Origin of the sequence: Cutibacterium granulosum (assembly GCF_900186975.1) — a bacterium.
GTDB lineage: Bacteria > Actinomycetota > Actinomycetes > Propionibacteriales > Propionibacteriaceae > Cutibacterium > Cutibacterium granulosum.
Window position 1 is genome coordinate 619206 of record NZ_LT906441.1, and the last position, 17512, is coordinate 636717.

The 17512-nt window shown below is 64.8% G+C and carries 14 protein-coding genes and 2 pseudogenes; 7 read left to right on the plus strand and 9 right to left on the minus strand.

From position 1 onward, the window contains the following. Positions 1–109 precede the first annotated feature (109 nt). Positions 110–1453 carry an O-antigen ligase family protein gene (locus CKV91_RS02590; protein WP_065860970.1) on the plus strand — a complete coding sequence of 448 codons (1344 nt, stop codon included), beginning with the start codon at positions 110–112 and terminating at the stop codon, positions 1451–1453. A gap of 303 nt (positions 1454–1756) precedes the next feature. Here the strand turns inward: CKV91_RS02590 and CKV91_RS02595 are convergent, their stop codons facing one another. The 5 genes from CKV91_RS02595 to CKV91_RS02615 form a co-directional block, all read right to left on the minus strand. Next, positions 1757–2011 (minus strand): HPr family phosphocarrier protein, encoded by a 255-nt coding sequence (locus tag CKV91_RS02595; RefSeq protein ID WP_065860969.1) that lies wholly within the window; start codon positions 2009–2011, stop codon positions 1757–1759. Between the two features lie 65 nt (positions 2012–2076). After that, positions 2077–4176 (minus strand): PTS fructose transporter subunit IIABC, encoded by a 2100-nt coding sequence (locus tag CKV91_RS02600; RefSeq protein ID WP_065860968.1) that lies wholly within the window; start codon positions 4174–4176, stop codon positions 2077–2079. Positions 4177–4189: 13 nt separating this feature from the next. After that, positions 4190–5140 (minus strand): 1-phosphofructokinase, encoded by a 951-nt coding sequence (gene pfkB / locus CKV91_RS02605; protein ID WP_065860967.1) that lies wholly within the window; start codon positions 5138–5140, stop codon positions 4190–4192. 218 nt (positions 5141–5358) lie between these two features. Further along, on the minus strand, positions 5359–6120 hold the full coding sequence (locus CKV91_RS02610) for a DeoR/GlpR family DNA-binding transcription regulator (RefSeq protein ID WP_021103753.1): 762 nt from the start codon (positions 6118–6120) through the stop codon (positions 5359–5361). A 200-nt stretch (positions 6121–6320) separates the two neighbouring features. Further along, entirely contained in the window at positions 6321–7088 is a 768-nt protein-coding gene (locus CKV91_RS02615; RefSeq protein ID WP_065860966.1) for an amino acid ABC transporter ATP-binding protein, read from the minus strand. 227 nt (positions 7089–7315) lie between these two features. Here CKV91_RS02615 and CKV91_RS02620 point away from each other — a divergent pair, with 227 nt between their 5' ends. The 6 genes and pseudogenes from CKV91_RS02620 to CKV91_RS10055 all read left to right on the plus strand — a co-directional run. Continuing rightward, entirely contained in the window at positions 7316–8617 is a 1302-nt protein-coding gene (locus CKV91_RS02620) for a nucleotide sugar dehydrogenase (protein ID WP_021103755.1), read from the plus strand. Then, complete coding sequence (locus CKV91_RS02625) at positions 8617–9750, plus strand: glycosyltransferase family 4 protein (RefSeq protein WP_065860965.1); 1134 nt, start codon at positions 8617–8619, stop codon at positions 9748–9750. The genes CKV91_RS02620 and CKV91_RS02625 overlap by 1 nt, the downstream gene beginning before the upstream one ends. Positions 9751–9940: 190 nt before the next feature. Then, on the plus strand, positions 9941–11014 hold the full coding sequence (gene wecB / locus CKV91_RS02630; RefSeq protein WP_065860964.1) for a non-hydrolyzing UDP-N-acetylglucosamine 2-epimerase: 1074 nt from the start codon (positions 9941–9943) through the stop codon (positions 11012–11014). A 235-nt stretch (positions 11015–11249) separates the two neighbouring features. Next, complete coding sequence (locus tag CKV91_RS02635; RefSeq protein ID WP_065860963.1) at positions 11250–12647, plus strand: O-antigen ligase family protein; 1398 nt, start codon at positions 11250–11252, stop codon at positions 12645–12647. Further along, positions 12644–13756 (plus strand): annotated as a pseudogene (locus CKV91_RS02640) (glycosyltransferase); the annotation flags it as partial. The gene CKV91_RS02635 and the pseudogene CKV91_RS02640, both read left to right, overlap by 4 nt. A gap of 318 nt (positions 13757–14074) precedes the next feature. After that, positions 14075–15208: pseudogene (locus CKV91_RS10055) on the plus strand (glycosyltransferase family 4 protein); the annotation flags it as partial. A 102-nt stretch (positions 15209–15310) separates the two neighbouring features. Here CKV91_RS10055 and CKV91_RS02650 read toward each other — a convergent pair. The 4 genes from CKV91_RS02650 to CKV91_RS02665 all read right to left on the minus strand — a co-directional run bounded on the left by CKV91_RS02650 (position 15311) and on the right by CKV91_RS02665 (position 17454). After that, entirely contained in the window at positions 15311–15946 is a 636-nt protein-coding gene (locus tag CKV91_RS02650) for a PIN domain-containing protein (RefSeq protein ID WP_021103761.1), read from the minus strand. A gap of 14 nt (positions 15947–15960) precedes the next feature. Further along, the gene (locus CKV91_RS02655) at positions 15961–16782 is read right to left on the minus strand and encodes an ImmA/IrrE family metallo-endopeptidase (RefSeq protein ID WP_021103762.1); all 822 of its coding nucleotides are present in this window, start codon (positions 16780–16782) and stop codon (positions 15961–15963) included. Then, a complete protein-coding gene (locus CKV91_RS02660; protein ID WP_065860961.1) occupies positions 16779–17120 on the minus strand; it encodes a helix-turn-helix domain-containing protein in 342 nt (113 codons plus the stop codon). Before CKV91_RS02660 ends, CKV91_RS02655 begins: the two co-directional genes overlap by 4 nt. Positions 17121–17181: 61 nt before the next feature. Beyond that, entirely contained in the window at positions 17182–17454 is a 273-nt protein-coding gene (locus tag CKV91_RS02665) for a hypothetical protein (protein WP_021103764.1), read from the minus strand. Positions 17455–17512 lie beyond the last annotated feature (58 nt).

Sequence of the window (17512 nt, forward strand, 5' to 3'; positions counted from 1 at the left end):
CTGCCGTCGTGAGACGGTGGGCCCAGTGCCATATGTGACGAACGCCATTTCCGACAGCCAGTAGCCCCATGGCTGGCTCCGACGAGCATCCTGACAAGGAAGTGACGACATGGACGTGATTCGCCGTCTGCTGGCCGAGTGGTACCCCGACGAGAGGAGCTTGGGGACGAGGGTCACTGGTATGGTGGCCGAGTGCGTCCTGGCGGCTCTCGTCATCACCGCCACCTTCGTGACGACGGAGCGCCCGGTGCGTGGCAGGCAGACCCTGCCCATTTTCGAACTGGTGCTGTGCATCGCACTCGGGGTGCTGGTGGTGGTGCACCTGGCGAGGTGGTGCGTGTTGGATGTCGACACCAGACGTGCGGTGATCGGGGACCGGCGATGGCTGCGTGTCACCGTCGGTGCGTTCCTGTTCGTCGTCGCCGTGGCGGCAGTGAGCCTGGGGTTCCACGATCACGCCGTGCGCGTCAACGACGCGGTGGTCACCCATCCGCCAGGCTGGCTCTTCACCGTGCCACTGGTGCAGTCTGCCCTGACGGTGCTGGTCGCGCTCGCCCTGGTGACGGCCATCCCGCGCAGTGGCCTGCTGCGTGCCCTGTGGCGTGCCTCGGTGGTGCTCGCCCTCGCCACGGCGTGCGACATCGTCCGGGAGTACGACACCGGCAACTACTACGGGTGGCGGGTCGCGACCCGACTGGGTGGGGCGGCGACGATCCACATCGTCTACCTGCTGGGGATCGGCGCCATGATTGAGGCCCTCCTGCACGGCTGGCGCCGATGGATCTCGGTTCCGGTGCTGACGATCCTGCTCGTCGTCCTGGTGCTCAGCGGGTCCCGTGCCGGGATCGTCGGTGTGGGACTGTTCGCGGGAATGCTGGTGCTGTGGTACGCACAACGTCGATTGCGCACTCTCAAGGCTCGGGCAGCCCTGGTGACGACGGTACTCCTGGCGGTGTGTGCGGCCGTGGTGGGGATGAGTCTCATGCGAGGTTCCCTGGTGGACCGGGCCCGGGTCCTCACCTGGCGCACGGCGTGGCAGGCTGCCACCACTGACGTGGCCACGGTGCTGTTCGGGGTGGGCTATGGACGGTTGTGGCCCTGGCTTGGCGGAATGACCGGTGCACTGCCGCTGCGCAGTCACGCGGTGCGCACCACCTTCTTCGGTGCTTGCCTGCCGCACGCCCACAACACCGTCGTCGCGGTCTTCGGGGAGATGGGTCTCGTGGGTCTTGCGGCGTTGCTGGTGATTTTCGGAGTCGTCATCGTCGTTGCGGTACGGGCGGTACGAGGACCCAGCCGGGTGCTCGCCATGACGGTCCTCGCCAGCCTGCCGGGGCTGCTCGTCGACACCTATCTCATCAAGAACTTTCCGGTGTCACTGCTGTGGTGGGTGGCCGTGTTCATGCTGCTCGTGCTGGAGGCCGAGCGTACGGCCGGTCAATCTGCCACGTGACCCGGCCGACCTGCCACACACTGTCTTGCCCATCGGCCCTTGGACACGCTCCAGAATGTGCCTGCTGGACATGCGCCCCCAGGTATGAGCCGTGGGGCATGTGCTCGGCCAACGGTGCGCACCCGTCCAGCGCGGATGACGATGGGTGCCGTCCCGGGCATCACATGTTGTCTTCAGACCAGTCACCCTGGAGGCAGAGGTGATTCTCGGCATCAGGATGTGGGGCTGGGGAACGTACGCGTAGGGCCGCCATCGTGATGATGACGGCCCCAGCTGGGCAGGTTCTCTCGTGGCAGGTCGTGCTCAGGCGTCCAGATCGGACGCCACCAGATCGGCGATGGTGTTGACGTCCTCCTCGTCGTCACCCGCCACCGTGACCGAGTCGCCGGAGGAGGCGCCCAGGGTCATGATGCCCAGGACGGACTTGGCATCGATCGGGTCGCCGTCGGTGGCCAAGGTGACGGCGGAGCCGAGCTGGGCGGCCTTCTGCGAGATGATGGCGGCTGGGCGGGCATGGAGTCCGACGGAGGATCCGACGGTGACGGTTCTGCTTGCCATGATGTTTCCTTTCCGGGTTGTGGTGTTGTGTTGCGGTGTGCAGGGCCTATGGGGTGTGCAGGGATTCAGGCGGCAGCGGCTGTCTTGTCCTTGCGCTGGGCTGACGCCTTGAGAATGGTGACGAGCAAGGCTGCCACGACGGTACCGACGATGACGGCCAGGATGAACGCCCAGAATCGGTCGATGGCGAAGAACACGAAGATTCCGCCGTGGGGGGCCTTGGAGGCGGCACCCAGAGCCATGGAGAGGGCACCGGTGACGGCACCGCCGACCATCATCGAGGGGATGACGCGCAACGGATCGGCTGCGGCGAAGGGGATGGCTCCCTCGGAGATGAAGGAGGCGCCCAGCAGCCAGGCAGCGGTTCCGTTCTCCCGCTCGGCCGGCTGGTAGAGCTTCGGACGCACTGCGGTGGACAGCGCCATCGCCAACGAGGGCACCATTCCGGCAGCCATGACGGCGGCCATGACCTTGAGCGATCCGGCGTTGGTGACGGCGAGGTTGGTCGTGGCGAACAGGTAGGCAGCCTTGTTGATCGGCCCGCCGAGGTCGGAACACATCATGAGACCCAGGATGATGCCGAGGATGACGGCCGAGGCGCCACTCATGCCACCCAACCAGTTGTTGAGCGAATTCGTCATGGTGGCGAGGGGACGCCCCAGGACGACGTACATGAGTCCGCCGGCCAACAGGGACCCCACCAGCGGGATGATGACTACCGGCATGAGACCACGCAGCCATCGCGGCGGGTTGAGGCGAGTGAATCCGTAGGCGATGAAGCCGCCCAGCAGACCACCGATGATGGCACCGATGAAGCCTGCTCCGGTCACCCCGGCAATGGCCCCGGCCACGAAACCGGGGGCGATTCCGGGCCGGTCGGCCAGACCGAAGCCGATGTAGCCGGCCAGGGCCGGGAGCAGGAAGGCGAAGGCGGCCTGTCCGACGGCGAAGAAGACGGCCCCGAGGTACGTCATCGCAGCGGATCCACCCAGGGCATGCCCGGTAGGCGCTGGAAGGTTGGCGAAGGTGTTGTGCAGGGCGATGTCCATGCCGTCCTGGGCGATCTCGTAGCCGCCGAAGAGGAATCCCAGGGCGATGAGCAGACCACCGGCAGCCACGAAGGGAATCATGTACGACACGCCAGTCATGAGGGCCTGCTGGAGGCGTTTGCCCCATCCGATCTGTGAACCGGCTTGTTCGGCCTCGTCATGCTCGCCAGTGCTGACCGACACGCGGTGGGCATGGGGATCCCTGGCCGCCGCGACCGCCTCGGCGACCATGGTCTCCGGCTCGTTGACGGCTCGTTTCACCCCGGACTCGATGACGGGTTTGCCAGCAAACCGATCCCGCCCCTTGACACCGACGTCGGTGGCGAAGATGACGGCATCGGCTCTCTCGATGTCTGCGGCACTCAGTGGTTCGGTTCCGGTGGACCCCTGTGGCTCGACCTTGACGTCGATCCCCATCTTCTTGCCAGCAGCGGTGAGGTAGTCGGCGGCCATGTATGTGTGGGCGATCCCGGTGGGACAGGCGGTCACTGCCACGACGTGGGTCTGGTTGGTGGTGTCGGGGGTCGGCGTCCCTTCCGCACCGGAACCTTGCTGCTGGTCTGCCTCGGTGCCGGCAGTCTGCGACGGAACCGCTGGGGCTTGAACCGCTGGGTCCGGTGCCGCGCTGGCCGGTGACACTGCTGCGGAGGATGGTGCGGCTGCGTCTGGTTCGACGACCGACTCGATGAGGTCCACCACGGTTCGTGCGTCGGTGGCCTGCCGCAACTGTTCGACGAACTCGGGTTTCACCAGGGCACGAGCCAGTTTGGTGAGCAGCTTCATGTGATCTGCACCAGCACCTTCTGCCGCCGCGATCATGAAGACGAGGTCGGCCGGCCCGTCGGGTCCGTTGAAGTCGACTGCAGGAGACAGTCGGGCGAACCCCAGGGATGGCTGGCTCACCGCTGCGGAGCGACAGTGTGGAATGGCAAAGCCGCCGGGCATCCCGGTGGGGCTCTGGGCCTCCCGATCGAGGGCGTCGTGTGACAAGCCGTCGGCGTTGGCGCGTCCGGCCGCGGCGATGATTCCGGCGACCGAGGTGATGACCTCGGCCTTCGTCGATCCCAGATCGGCGTCCAGGCACACCAGTTCAGGGGTGATGAGAGGAACGTTCATCGGTTCTCCGATCTCACAGATGGACGAGGCTGACGCCGATGGCGTCGGCCTGTGCCGGGGTCGGCATGGTTGATCCCGGCAGGGCTGCGGCGGCCGTGCCCCAGGCGACGGCGGTGCGCAGACAGGTTTCGGGTTGGTCGCCTCGGGCGTGAGCCAGCAGGAAACCGGCCAGGGAGGAGTCTCCGGCTCCGACGGTCGAGCGCACCTCGACCGGCTCGAAACGGGCGTGCCACGCGTCGTGCTCGGTGACAAGCAGAGCACCGGCACCACCCAGGGTCACCAGGACGTTCTCGATGCCGTGCAGACGTCGCGCCGCCGAGACGACGGTGTTGAAGTCACCGTGGTCTGCCGCGGTCTCGAGAGCCTTGCCGTCGGCTCCACACAGCTGGCCGAGCTCGACGGAGTTGGGCTTGATGAGGTCGGGTGCGGCCTCGGGCAGACGGGTCGCCAGCTCGTGGAGCGGTTCGTCGGAGGTGTCGACGGCAACCTTGACGCCGACCTCGTGCAGTCGTTCGGTCATCGCGGCGTACCACGCTGCAGGAACACCTGGCGGCAGCGATCCCGACATCACCACCCAAGTGGCTTCGTGAGCCTTCGTGACGACGGCCTGTTCGATGGCGGCAAGTTCGTCGGGGGAGAGGTGGGCCCCCGGCTCGTTGATCTTCGTCGTGGTTCCGTCGGGTTCGGTGAGGGTGAGGTTCGTCCGTGTCGCAGCGCGAATGGGAACCGCCAGATGTGGGATGTCATCGTTCTGGAGCCCGATCACCAGGGGATCCTCACAATGGGCTGGCACGATGGCGCAGGTGTCGACCCCGGCACCGTGCAGGACTCGGGAGATGTTGACTCCCTTGCCTGCGGCGACCTCGTCGCAGCTGCCGAGTCGGTTCACCCGGCCACGATTCAGCGGACCGGACAGACCCGCCGTGCGGTCAATGCTCGGGTTGAGCGTGACGGTGACGATCACTGTGACTCCCTCGTCGATCCCTGAGGCGGTGCCAACGCACCGGATATGTTGGAATGAGTGACATATTAGCAGCGGTAACCAGATGAAACAACAGAAAAACACTTTTCCAGACATCTGGTGGGTCCGCATCGGACAGCAGGACGTCAGAGGCACTCATGTCATCGGAAGCCACGTCCTCGTGGGTCACACATGACATGCGGAGAGGTCAGGGTGGTGGCTCAGACGATGACGACGTCCACCCCAGCTTTCTTCAGAGCCTTGAGCTGATGTTCCGAGATGCCCTCGTCGGTGATGAGCACGTCGATGTCGTCCAGGGTGGCGAACCGCGTCGTCGACTCCGCACCGATCTTGCGCGAATCGGCCAGAACGACAACCTCACGGGCACAACGGACCATCGCCGCCTTCGTGGCGGCCTCGTCCACGTCGGGGGTGGACAGACCGTGGTCCACCGAGATGCCATTGGTGCCCAGGAACGCCACCTCCACCCGCAGCCTGTCGAACTGCTCGACGTTGCCCACCGTGGCCTGGGTGGTGGGACGCACCCGTCCACCGATCAACTGCACGTCACAGGTGGAATGGGTCGATGCAGACGTCGCCACGGGAGCCGAGTCGGTGAAGATCGTCAACTGGGAGGACGGGGAGAGCAGTGCGGCGAACCGGGCCATCGTCGAACCGGCGTCGAGGATGATCGCGCCGCGTCCCGACGGCAGGAAATCCACCGCAGCCTGCGCAATTCTCTCCTTCTCGGTCACGGCGGATGAGTCGCGCGTCTCCAACGGCTGATCACCCAGCAGATCGAAGCCGGCTGGAATCGCCCCACCATGCACCCTGGTCAGCAGGCCACGGGAGGTCAGCACGTCCAGGTCACGGCGAATCGTCTCGGGCACGACGCCCAGACGCTCCGAGGCCTGTGTCACCGAGACACGTCCCTCGTCCCGCGCAGTGGTCACGAGCCATTTGTGGCGTTCAGCTGGATACATGGTGTCCTTCTCCTTCCCGGCAGACGGTGCAGGGGTATCCCCCTTGCACCCCCCGAGGTTGGTTGTCCTTCCTGGCGGAAGGATGCGAAGGGGGAGTGATCCCCCTTGCACCCCCAGGGCCATCCTTCCCTAATGTTCTTACTTCTGTCTGTCCAGAAGGTGTAGGGGAGTGGTCCTCCCACGACTTCCAAGGCCCTCTCTCACCCCTCCAGCTCACCCAGGAATTCCCGAATCTGCTCGGTGTCCGGATGGGTGAAGAAGGTCTGCGGGTCCGTGTCCGCCAGGATCTGCCCGTCGGTCAGGAAGATCACCCGGTCGGCCGCCTTCCGGGCGAAGGCCATCTCGTGGGTGACGACGACCATCGTCATCCCCGAGTCGGCCAGACCAGTCATGACATCGAGCACCTCGTGGACCATGTGCGGGTCCAGGGCCGAGGTCGGCTCGTCGAAGAGCATCACCTCGGGCTGCATGGCCAACGATCGGGCGATCGCCACCCGCTGCTGCTGACCCCCCGAGAGCTCGGCGGGGTGTTTGTCGGCCTGCTCGGCCATCCCGGTGCCACTCAGCAACTCCATCGCCTGCGAGCGGGCCTCCTCCTCGGCGACACCCAACACCTTCGTCGGGCCGAACATGACGTTCTCCAGTGCTGTCATCTCGTCGAACAGGTTGAACGACTGGAAGACCATTCCCACCTTGGTGCGCAGGGTGGAGAGCTGCTGCGGATCGGTGGGCAGCGGCTCGTTGTGGAAAAGGATCGTGCCCGAGTCGATCGTCTCCAGCCGGTTGATCGTGCGGCACAGTGTCGATTTTCCCGACCCCGACGGCCCAAGGATGACGACGACCTCGCCCTTGTGCACCGAGAGATTGACGTCCTGCAACACGTGCAGGTCGCCGAAATGCTTGTTGACGTCACGCAGCTCAACGACCGGGGTGCCGTCATTCGGAGTCTGGGGGGTCTCGTTGTCCATGCCCCGAGCCTAGCCAGTTGGGCCGGGGCGTGTTCATCTGGCCACCGCCATCACCGGTGCATGCAAGGTACACTTGCCGGTGATCGTCTGCCCTGCCTGCACGGGTTCGTACTTCACGCGGCCATGCGGGTCTGCACTTCATGCGGGTCTGCTTCGTGTGAGTTGGGGCGGCGCGCCGCAATCCGTTCCGAGTGTTGAGCCTCGGAGAAGACCAGAGGGAGTCTTGCATGAAGATCGCCGTCATTGCCATGGGCAAGATCGGCCTGCCGTTGGCTGTGCAGTTCGCCGAGAAGGGCCACGACGTCATCGGTGTCGACGTCCAGCAACGCGTCGTCGACGAGATCAACAAGGGCAACGAGCCGTTCCCCGGCGAGGCCTTCCTGGACGAGAAGCTCAAGAAGCTCGTCCCGGCCGGCAAGCTGCGCGCCACCACCGACTACGCCGAGGCCGTCCCACAGGCCGACGCCATCGTCCTCGTCGTGCCGCTGTTCGTCAACGACGAGACCTGGGAGCCGGACTTCGACTGGATGGATGCCGCCACCAAGTCGCTGGCCGCCCACCTCACCCCCGACACCGTCATCTCCTACGAGACGACCCTGCCGGTCGGTACCACCCGCAATCGCTGGAAGCCGATGATCGAGGAGATCTCCGGGCTCACCGAGGGCCAGGACTTCCACCTCGTCTTCTCTCCCGAACGGGTGCTCACCGGCCGCGTCTTCGCCGACCTGCGCCGCTACCCCAAGCTCGTCGGCGGACTGAGCGCCGAGGGCACCGCCAAAGGCATCGAACTGTACCAGCAGCTGCTCGACTTCGACGAGCGTGACGATCTGCCGCGCACCAACGGTGTGTGGGACATGGGCACCGCCGAGGCCGCCGAGATGGCCAAGCTCGCCGAGACCACCTACCGCGACGTCAACATCGGCCTGGCCAACCAGTTCGGCAAGTTCGCCGCCAAGAACGGCATCGACGTCTACAAGGTCATCGACGCCTGCAACTCCCAGCCCTACTCCCACATCCACCGTCCCGGCATCGCCGTCGGCGGGCACTGCATCCCGGTGTACCCGCGTCTGTACCTGTGGACCGACCCGGACGCCACCATCGTGCGTACCGCTCGTCAGGCCAACATGACCATGCCGCAGTACTGCGTCGACGCCGCCTCCCAGGGGCTGGGCGGGCTGCAGGGCAGGAAGGTCGTCGTCCTGGGGGCCTCCTACCGCGGCAAGGTCAAGGAGACCGCCTTCTCTGGCGTCTTCCCGACCGTCGCGGACCTCGAGGCCGCCGGGGCCACCGTGTTCGTCCACGACCCGATGTTCACCGACGAGGAGCTCGCCAAGTTCGGCTTCACCGCCTACCACGTCGGCGACGAGGTGGACGCGGCCCTGCTGCAGGCCGACCATCCTGAGTACCAGGACTTCACCCCGGCCGACCTGCCGGGCATCAAGGTGCTCGTCGACGGTCGTCACGTCGTCGACCCGGCCAAGTGGGACGGCGTGCAGGTCGTCGTCGTCGGTGACGGAGAGGTGGCCTGATGAGCGTTGCTCGCGTCTGCCACCTGTCCACCGCCCACCCGCCGCGGGATGGCCGTATCTTCCGCAAGGAATGCGCCAGCCTCGCCAAGCGTGGTGCCGATGTGTGGTTCATCGGTGCCCAGGACGGTGACGAGATCGACAGCGGGGTGCACGTGGTCGGGATCGGCAAGGCCACCAACCGTATTGACCGTCTGACTCGTCGTCAGGTGAAGGCGTGGAAGGCGCTGGAGCGCGTCAACCCCGATCTCGTCCACATCCACGATCCCGAGCTCATCCCCATGGTCCTGGCGTGGGTGAAGCTGCGTGGCCGCGCTGCCGTCTTCGACGCCCACGAGGACCTCGTCGCCCAGATCGACAGCAAGGCATACCTCTCCGAGCGGGTACGCCCATTGGCCCGGATGGTGGCCAAGACGCTGGTCACCCTTGCCGACAAGTGTTACGACGGCATCATCGCGGTGACCCCTGCCGTCGCCAAGGGTTTTACCCATTCCAACAAGCGACTGGTCCACAACTATCCATTGCTCTCGGGCTTCCACCTACCGGTCGATGTCGAGAAGGTTCCGGATCGGGTGGTCTACGTCGGGATGCTCTCCGGTGGGCGGCAGACCGACAAGATGTTCGAGCTGGCTGACGAACTCGGTGGCAAGGCGACGCTGGTCATAGCCGGAAAGCCTGACCCGGAGGTGGCTCACCTCTTCGACGAGCTCGACAAGCATCCGAGTGTGGACTACCGAGGCACGATTCCGGGTGATCAGGTGCCTGACCTGCTGGGCTCGGCAGTTGCCGGACTGATGTTCATGCGTCCTGACAAGAACCACCTGGACGCGTTGCCGACCAAGGTCTTCGAGTACATGGCAGCTGGAATCCCGTTCATCGCCTCGAATCTTCCTGCACTGGTTGAGAGCCTCGAGAAATGGGACTGTGGCGTCTTCGTCGACACCGTCCAAGACAGCAGCGAGGCGCAACGAGCTGCTGTTGAGTTGATGGCTGATCCGCAGCGTTGTCATGAGATGGGCGTCAGGGGACGTCGAGCGATCGAGGAGGAGTTCAACTTCGAGGCCGACGTGCCTGCCCTCATCGAGGTGGAACAACACGCTCTCAAGCGTCCGGACTCCCGGATCGTCGAGGGCTGACCTCTCACCTGCCCGTGGTCGCACAGCCACCAACGTTCAACATCTGCGCGGCGGTGAGGCCAGACCGATCACGCGGCAGTCTGTGGACAGGTGGTGGGCTGGCACTGGCATTGCGCCGCGGCGTCGCCGGTGCCAGCCGCTAGACTGCAGTGCCGTACAGCATGCCCTCCGCCCTAGGAAAGGTTCATCAATGCGCGTCGTAAGCATCGTCGGGGCTCGTCCCCAGTTCGTGAAGTTGGCTCCGGTGGCCAAAGCCTTCGCGACTGAGGGGATCGATCACAAGATCATCCACACCGGTCAGCACTACGACGTCAACATGTCCGACTCCTTCTTCGTCGAGCTCGGCATCCCGAACCCTGACTTGCATCTGGGCGTCGGCGGCGGCTCCCACGGCGTCATGACCGGCCGCATGCTCGAGCAGCTCGACCCGGTGCTGGAGGACATGAACCCGGACTGGGTGCTCGTCTACGGTGACACCAACTCGACCATTGCCGGCACCCTATCGGCGGTCAAGATGCACCTGCCGGTGGCCCACCTCGAGGCTGGCCTGCGTTCCTTCAACCGCCGCATGCCTGAGGAGCACAACCGCGTTCTCACCGACCACGCCGCTGACCTCTGCCTGGCACCGACCGAGGTTGCCATGGGGCATCTGGCCGACGAGGGACTGGCTGCCCGCTCCGTGCTCGTCGGTGACGTCATGACCGATGTCTGCCTGCAGGTGCGCGACTCCGTCCTCGCCAATCCGCGCCCGGTACCCGGCGTGAAGGATGGCGAGGAGTACGTCATGGCGACAATCCATCGTGCCGACAACACTGACGATCCCGAGCGCCTGACCCACATCCTCGACGCTCTCGGCAACGTGGATCGTAAGGTCATCCTGCCGGTACATCCGCGGCTGCGTGCCCGCGCCGAGGCCGACGGCATCACCATTGCCCGTGGCAACCTCACCACCATCGATCCGCTGGCCTACCCCGACATGGTCAACGCAGTCACCCATGCCGCCGGCGTCATCACCGATTCGGGTGGTCTTCAGAAGGAAGCCTTCCTGCTCGGCACCATCTGCACGACGGTGCGCACCGAGACCGAGTGGGTGGAGACCGTCGAGAACGGCTGGAACGTGCTCGATCCCGACGCCGAACACCTGGACGAGTACGCCACGCGCCCGCATCCTGACGATGATCCGGGTCACCCGTACGGTGATGGCAGGGCTGCTCGCAATGTTGCAACGGTGTTGCTGGAAGCTGGCGAGCGGGACCACTCGTGACGATTGGATCAACTCCGCCTCCGACGAAGCCCAATTCTCTCGATCGTGCTCCCCACGGTGACTTGACCGCCCTGCCACCGCTTGACAGATCCCAACCGACGCACCGAGAGGGGAGAGGAGAGCGGGGTCTTTCCGAAAGACATCTCGACTGTGCGTATGATCATTTCAATCTCCTCGAGGCGAGTCGGGAACCTCTCATGCTCGGTGCGCCCCGATCTCGCAGTGGGATGATGCCGTGAAAACTCCCGGATCGACTGGTCCGGCTGGTGACAGAGCGATCAACGCCGCCGGCTTCCTCTTGCCATGGAGCGTCCTGCTCGGTCACTATGCCGCCTTCGGGTCGATGACGTTGTTCCGTGCCCTTGTCCTCGGGTGCGCCGTCCTTGCTGCATGTGCTGGACGCGCGTGGCGGGGTCAGTGGTGGTTCCTCGGTCTCGGAGCCGCCTGGTTGGTGCTGGGCGTCGTCTCGTGCCTGGCCAACCCCGGGGTATCCCTCGGCGGTATCGTCAACCTCGCCGTCGGCTGGGTGTTGGCATGGGCCTTGGCCAGGCTGCGTGGTCGACGCCTCCTGAGCGGCTTGACGCGGGGCTGGCAGTGGACGATCGCAGCGAGCGCCCCGATCGCCCGGTGGGAGTGGCACACTGCCAGGCACCTGCCCGACTACGGGGGCGGCGTGTGGCAGCACCACCCCAATACGTACTTCACCCCAGCCACCTTCTTCGTCAACTCCAACTACTACGCGCTGTTCCTCACCGTCGGACTGGCACTGGGCGGCTGGCTGGCCTCCTGCCGGATCCGTACCGGGCAACGTCGCTGGGCACTGGCATGGGACGGTGCCGTCCTGCTGTGCGGAGCCTGGCTGCTGTGGATCACCCATTCGCGGGCCTGCATCCTGGGGATGGTGGTGTTGATGGCCGTCGTGCTCGTGCAGAAGCTGCCGTCTCACGTCGCAGGGGTCATCGCCGTCGCTGCCGTACTGGCACTTGCCCTGGGGGCGTGGCGATTCGGCGCGGACCACTGGCAGATGTGGCTGTCGGTGTGGCGGAACCACACCGATCATGGGTCGGCTTCCCTACCGGTACGCATGTCCCTGCTGGCCTTCGGACTCACTCTGCTGCAGGGCCACCAGCTGCTGGGCGCCGGCCCGGACGGGTTTGCGCGAGCCGCAGCAAACCAGCACACCTTTGCATTGCACGGCAAGATCAACGCGCACAACGGGATGATCGAAGTTGCCGTGGACTATGGCCTCGTGGTGCTCGCCCTGCTCGTGACAGTGTGGATCGGCGCACTCATCACAGCCTGGCGAGCCGGACGAGCCCATCGGAAGGGAGTACGTGCAGCGACCGCCAGTGTGCTCATGGGACTGCTGGTGGCAAGTCCACTGCTGGCCTGCGCCAACAGTCAGTTCATCGGTCCGAATGTCACTGCGGCATGGCTGGCAGTGATGCTGTGCCTCACGGCGCTCGTGCTTGACGACTCCGATCAGCTCCCCGGTATGGTGCAGGAATCGGCTGGTGAACAGCGTTCGAGCGCGGACCGATCACCGCAACACGATGCGCACTCCCATCGTCTGAACGGTGCCAACGGCCGACGTGAGCAGCCTCGGCACGACCAAGGAGAACAGAAACAGTGATCCAGCCTGCTGACACCACCGTGATCCACCTGTCCACCGTGCACCACACCCATGACAACCGGGTCTTCAACAAGGAGGCTCGGGCGATGGTAGAGGCCGGGTACGACTTCCACCTGGTGATTCGCGCTGACCGGGACGGCGTCGACGACGACGTGCCGATCATCGCCCTGCACCCGGGCAGACGCCTGCGACGACTGGTGTGCGGCCAGCGGGAGGCCTGGTCGGTGCTGGAGCGGCTGCACCCCGACGTCCTGCAGATCCACGATCCCGAACTCATCCCGATGGCCCTGGTGTTCAAGACACGCAGTGGCTGCGCCGTCATCTACGACGCCCACGAAGACCTCGTCGGCCAGATCGACACCAAGCCGTACCTCAACCGGCTCACCCGCCCGGTGGCCCGTGGTGCGGCTCGAATCCTCACCGGGCTGGCAGATCGTCATGCCGACGCCATCGTCGCCGCAACCGACACCATCGCAGACACGTATTCCCATGCCCGCACCGTGCAGGTGCGCAACTACCCGTGGCAGCGCAATTTCACCGTCGATCCTCAGCCGGTGCCCGGTCGTCTGGTCTACGTCGGAGACCTCACCGAGGAGCGCAAGCTCTCCTTCATGATCGAGGTGGCTCGTCGACTGCACGTCGACGATCCACGCGTCCACCTGCACCTGGCCGGACGAGCTTCGCAACGGGCGTGTCGGGCAGCCGTTGAGCGCGCTGTGGGTGAGGGGATCGTCACCTATCACGGGATGGTGGGGCCCACCGAAGTGCCGCAGATCATCTCTTCGGCCCAAATCGGTCTGGTGATGCTCGAACCACTGCCCAACTACACCCGCTCCCTGCCCACCAAACTCTTCGAGTACATGGCCTCCGGGGTGCCGTTCTGTGCCTCGAACTTCGATGCCTGGCAGCAGATGTTCGGCGGCTGGGGTGCCGGAGTGTTCGTCGACACCGAGTCCTTGGACGCCACCTGCGCTGGGCTGGCGCAGGTGCTGGCCGATCCGCAGCGTTGTGCCCGGATGGGTCAGGCTGGAGCCCGGACCATCGCCGACCATCTCAACTTCGAGTCTCAGGCCCGCACCCTCGAAACCCTCGTGGCCGATCTCACGGAATCGACCCGACGACGGCGTGGCAAGGGTTGCGTGCATCCCGATGCGGTGCGGCGCACCGCCCCGAACGAATCTCGTGAAGAATGTGGCGGCTCCGCTCGCCGGAAAGGAACGTCCATGACCACCGATCGCAAGGTCACCGTCGTCAACCAGTTCGCCGTGCCCCAAGGGGTCGTCGGCCCCACCCGTAATGCCGACATCTTCAGCCGGGTGGCCAGCTGGACGCCACACTTCATCGGCGCGAACTTCGCCCACCACGCCAAACAACGGCTGCACACCGACGATCCACGATTCACCCTGGTCTGGGTTCCCGAGTACCACAACAACGGCGTGAAACGCCTTGTCGGATGGCTGTTCTTCACGGCTGAGGCGGCCGCCGTGGCAAGCGTGCGCAAGGCCGATCTGGTGTACACCTCCAGCCCCCACCTGCTCAACCCAGTGGCCGGTATGATCGCAGCCCGGCTGCGTGGACGCCCCTACGTCGCCGAGGTGCGTGACCTGTGGCCCGACTCCTTGGTCTCCACCGGCGGCCTGCGCGAGGGGAGCGCCATCCACAAGATGCTCATCGAGCTCGAGAAGTTCATCTACACCCAGGCTGAGCGGGTCGTCACCGTCGTCGACTGGAGCGATCACTTCCGCAACCTGGGCATCGACCCCGAGGGTCTCATGGTCGTCATCCCCAATGGCACCCAGCTCTCGGACTTCGAGGTGGACGAGGACCGCGAGAAACTGCGTGAGGAGTTCGACATCCACGGGGTGACGGCGGTGTTCGCCGGGTCGCACGGCGTCAAGGACGGCGTCGAACACATCGTCAATGCCGCCGAGCGTTGCCCCGAGGTGAACTTCCTGCTCGTCGGGGAGGGTGGCGACAAGGACCGGTGCGTCGAGCTGGCGCGCTCCAAGGGAATCTCGAACATCGAGTTTCGCGACCCGATCGCCAAGACCGAGGTTCCGCGACTGCTCAAGGCCTGTGACATCGGACTGCACGTCGTCGCCCCGATCCCGGTGTTCGACAAGGGCATGAGCCCCACCAAACTCTTCGACTACATGGCGGCGGGGTTGCCGGTCGTCACCAATGCCCGCACACCACTCGCCAAGGTCATCGGCGATGGCGAGATCGGCGCGGTGACCGATCCCGACGACATCGCCTCCGGGGTGCGCGCCGTCCTGGACGCCGATGAGACCACTCGAGGACGGTGGGCTGCACGGGAGGCCGAGCTGTTGAACACGAGGTACTCCCGTGAGGCGGCGGCCCGCACGATGGAGCAGCTGCTCGACGAGGTCATGGAGCAGTGGGAGTCCGGACGCTCCCGCACTCGTGCCGGACGGGTGCACCATGCGGTGCACGAGTCGGTGCGTGCGGCTGGTCGGACGGCTGGATCCCTGGCAGGTGGGGCCGGTCGGTTCGTCAGCCAGGCGGTCGGAACGGTCTCCGACAAGCTTGCTCGAGGGTGAGGGATTGCAGCGGGGCACGTCATCGGTACTGGAGGATCGGCGTCCCCGCTTCCGGGGCCTGGCGCGGCACCGACCGCGTGGCGGCTTTTCGCCAGATTGTCATCAATGGTCCACTGGCGGCCACGGGGGACGTTTTGTCAGACCTGTGTCCTTGACCTTTTTTGGCAGTGCCTCATCGAGTTCGGCCATCATGTTGTATTTCTTGATGAAATGTTCCTGAGATTTGAAGGAACCAACTTCGATGGCCCAGTGCAGGAGACTGGTCGTTTTTGCGTAACTCAATGATCCTTCGGCAGGACCCGTGCCGAGATGCTGCCTGTGACGCAGTACCCGAATCTGTTCTTCCGCTTTCGCGATCCCACCTTGATCGTCGCAGATCAGAACAACTTTTTCACCAGCGTGTGCTCGGGACAAGCCGTGAAGCAGCATCATGTTTTCGCCCAGATCCTTCTTGTGACGGTACAGCGTTTCAAGATCGATGCCGAAAACCCGGTTGCAGCATCGTCTGAGCTCTTCAGAAGGTGAGTCTGGGATGACATCCCTGAAACGAGGAGGAAACTTTTTCCACACGTCGCGGGCATGTCGAAATTGGGGGCGGCGATCGGGGGTGTCGTGGATCTCGAAGTCCACCGCCTCCGGAACCACTACGGTGCTGCCCCCTATGGCACTGATCAACTGCGGTACACAGTCCGTGGCGAGAAATTTGAACAATGGACCGGTGTCGAAGATGTAGGCCATTCGGGGTCTGCCGTTCACTCGGAGCCATCTCCAAGTAGGGCTAATTCCTCTGGGGTGAGTTCACGACCGGTGGGTTCTGGTCGGTCGGCAGTGAAGTCCTCATTCGTTGGCGTGATTCCGGCGTCTGCCAGACGCTTTGCCACGGCCTGCGGGTCGTCACTGCCCTCCAAACGGGCTACGACTGCCGGTGTCACAACTCCCCAGCGGAAGGCCTCGATGGTACGCGCCATGAGGGTCTGTGGAGGACGCGGAGTGTGTGACTGCACGGCAAGGGCTTCGTACTCGGCATGCCAACCAAACGTGGACGCGAGCTGTCCAGAGGTGAGTTCGCCCCACTCAGTACAGGAGTTGGCGTCGATGATGTCAGCCTCACGCAACTGGATGGCGACAATCTGAGGTGAGGCCTTGTAGTGCTGGACGAGACTGGACAGGAGCTTCAAGGTGGGCTCGGAGCCGTGGGTTTCGGCTTCAACAGCATCGAGGGGGACGAGGAGATGACGGGCGAAGGCATCAGCCTGAATTTCCTCGGGCGTGCGTTTGGTCCACGTGCCGTGATCGACGTAGCACTCGACACTGTTGAGACGGACGTGGCCAAGTTCATGGGCAAGGGTGGAGCGCAGCCTCATGGGATGATCGGTGCATCCAGCGGCCATGAGGTAGCGCGTGCCGAGGCGCATCGTCATGCCATGTCCGGGAGCGTCAACGGCGACGCAGGCGACGCCGATGCCCATCGTCTGCTCAATGAGACGTGGAAGATTGGGTAGCGGACGGTGACCGAGGCGGAACTCGGCACGAAAGTTCTGTGCAGCCTCGCGGCCTGCCTCCTCGTTGCTCATACCACCTCCGGCACGCCAAGCTGGTCCAGGCGCTGACTCAGCGTGAAGGCGTACACCAAGTATTCTGACAAGGCTTGGGAGTCCTCGGAGTCAGTTCGGCCTGCGCACTGCACCTGATCGGCCAGCGAACCTTCCCCCAGCATGTCGTTGAGGAACACGCCACAGGCCTCTCCCAGTACTGACAGCTCGGCAAGTGAGGCTCGACGCTGTCCAGACTCAATTCGGGCGATCGTCGGCTGGGAGATCCCAGTGTGCTCAGCAAGATCACGCTGGGTGAGGTGCATGGCCTCGCGTGCCTCCTTGAGGCTGAGGCCGGTGATGGGATCAACGTCAGTCATGATGAATCAAACCTCCCGGTACTTGATTCTACAGCAATGTGACGCTGCGCCCCAACGCCGATCAGCGTCCGTAGGTGAAGTACTTCGGGGCCTGACGCACCGAGTTGAGTCCGGCGGCGGGGGTGGCATGGCCATCGGCGAGCGGATCGCGACGGCGGGTGTGCCGGCCCCCGGACGGACGAGTCCTGCGCAGGGTCTTGAGGGAGTCGTTGGAGGTTGCGTCGATACGCGGATCGGCGCCGCTGCGCGCCTTGGCAAGAACGGTGGCGGAGGCGATGGTGACGGCGGCCACGGCCACGGCCACGCTGGCGATGATGGTGGTGTTACGGCTCATGTGAGGAATGTTACCTTCTCACCGTGGGGTGAGCCGCCCATCCAGCTGTGGACTGACA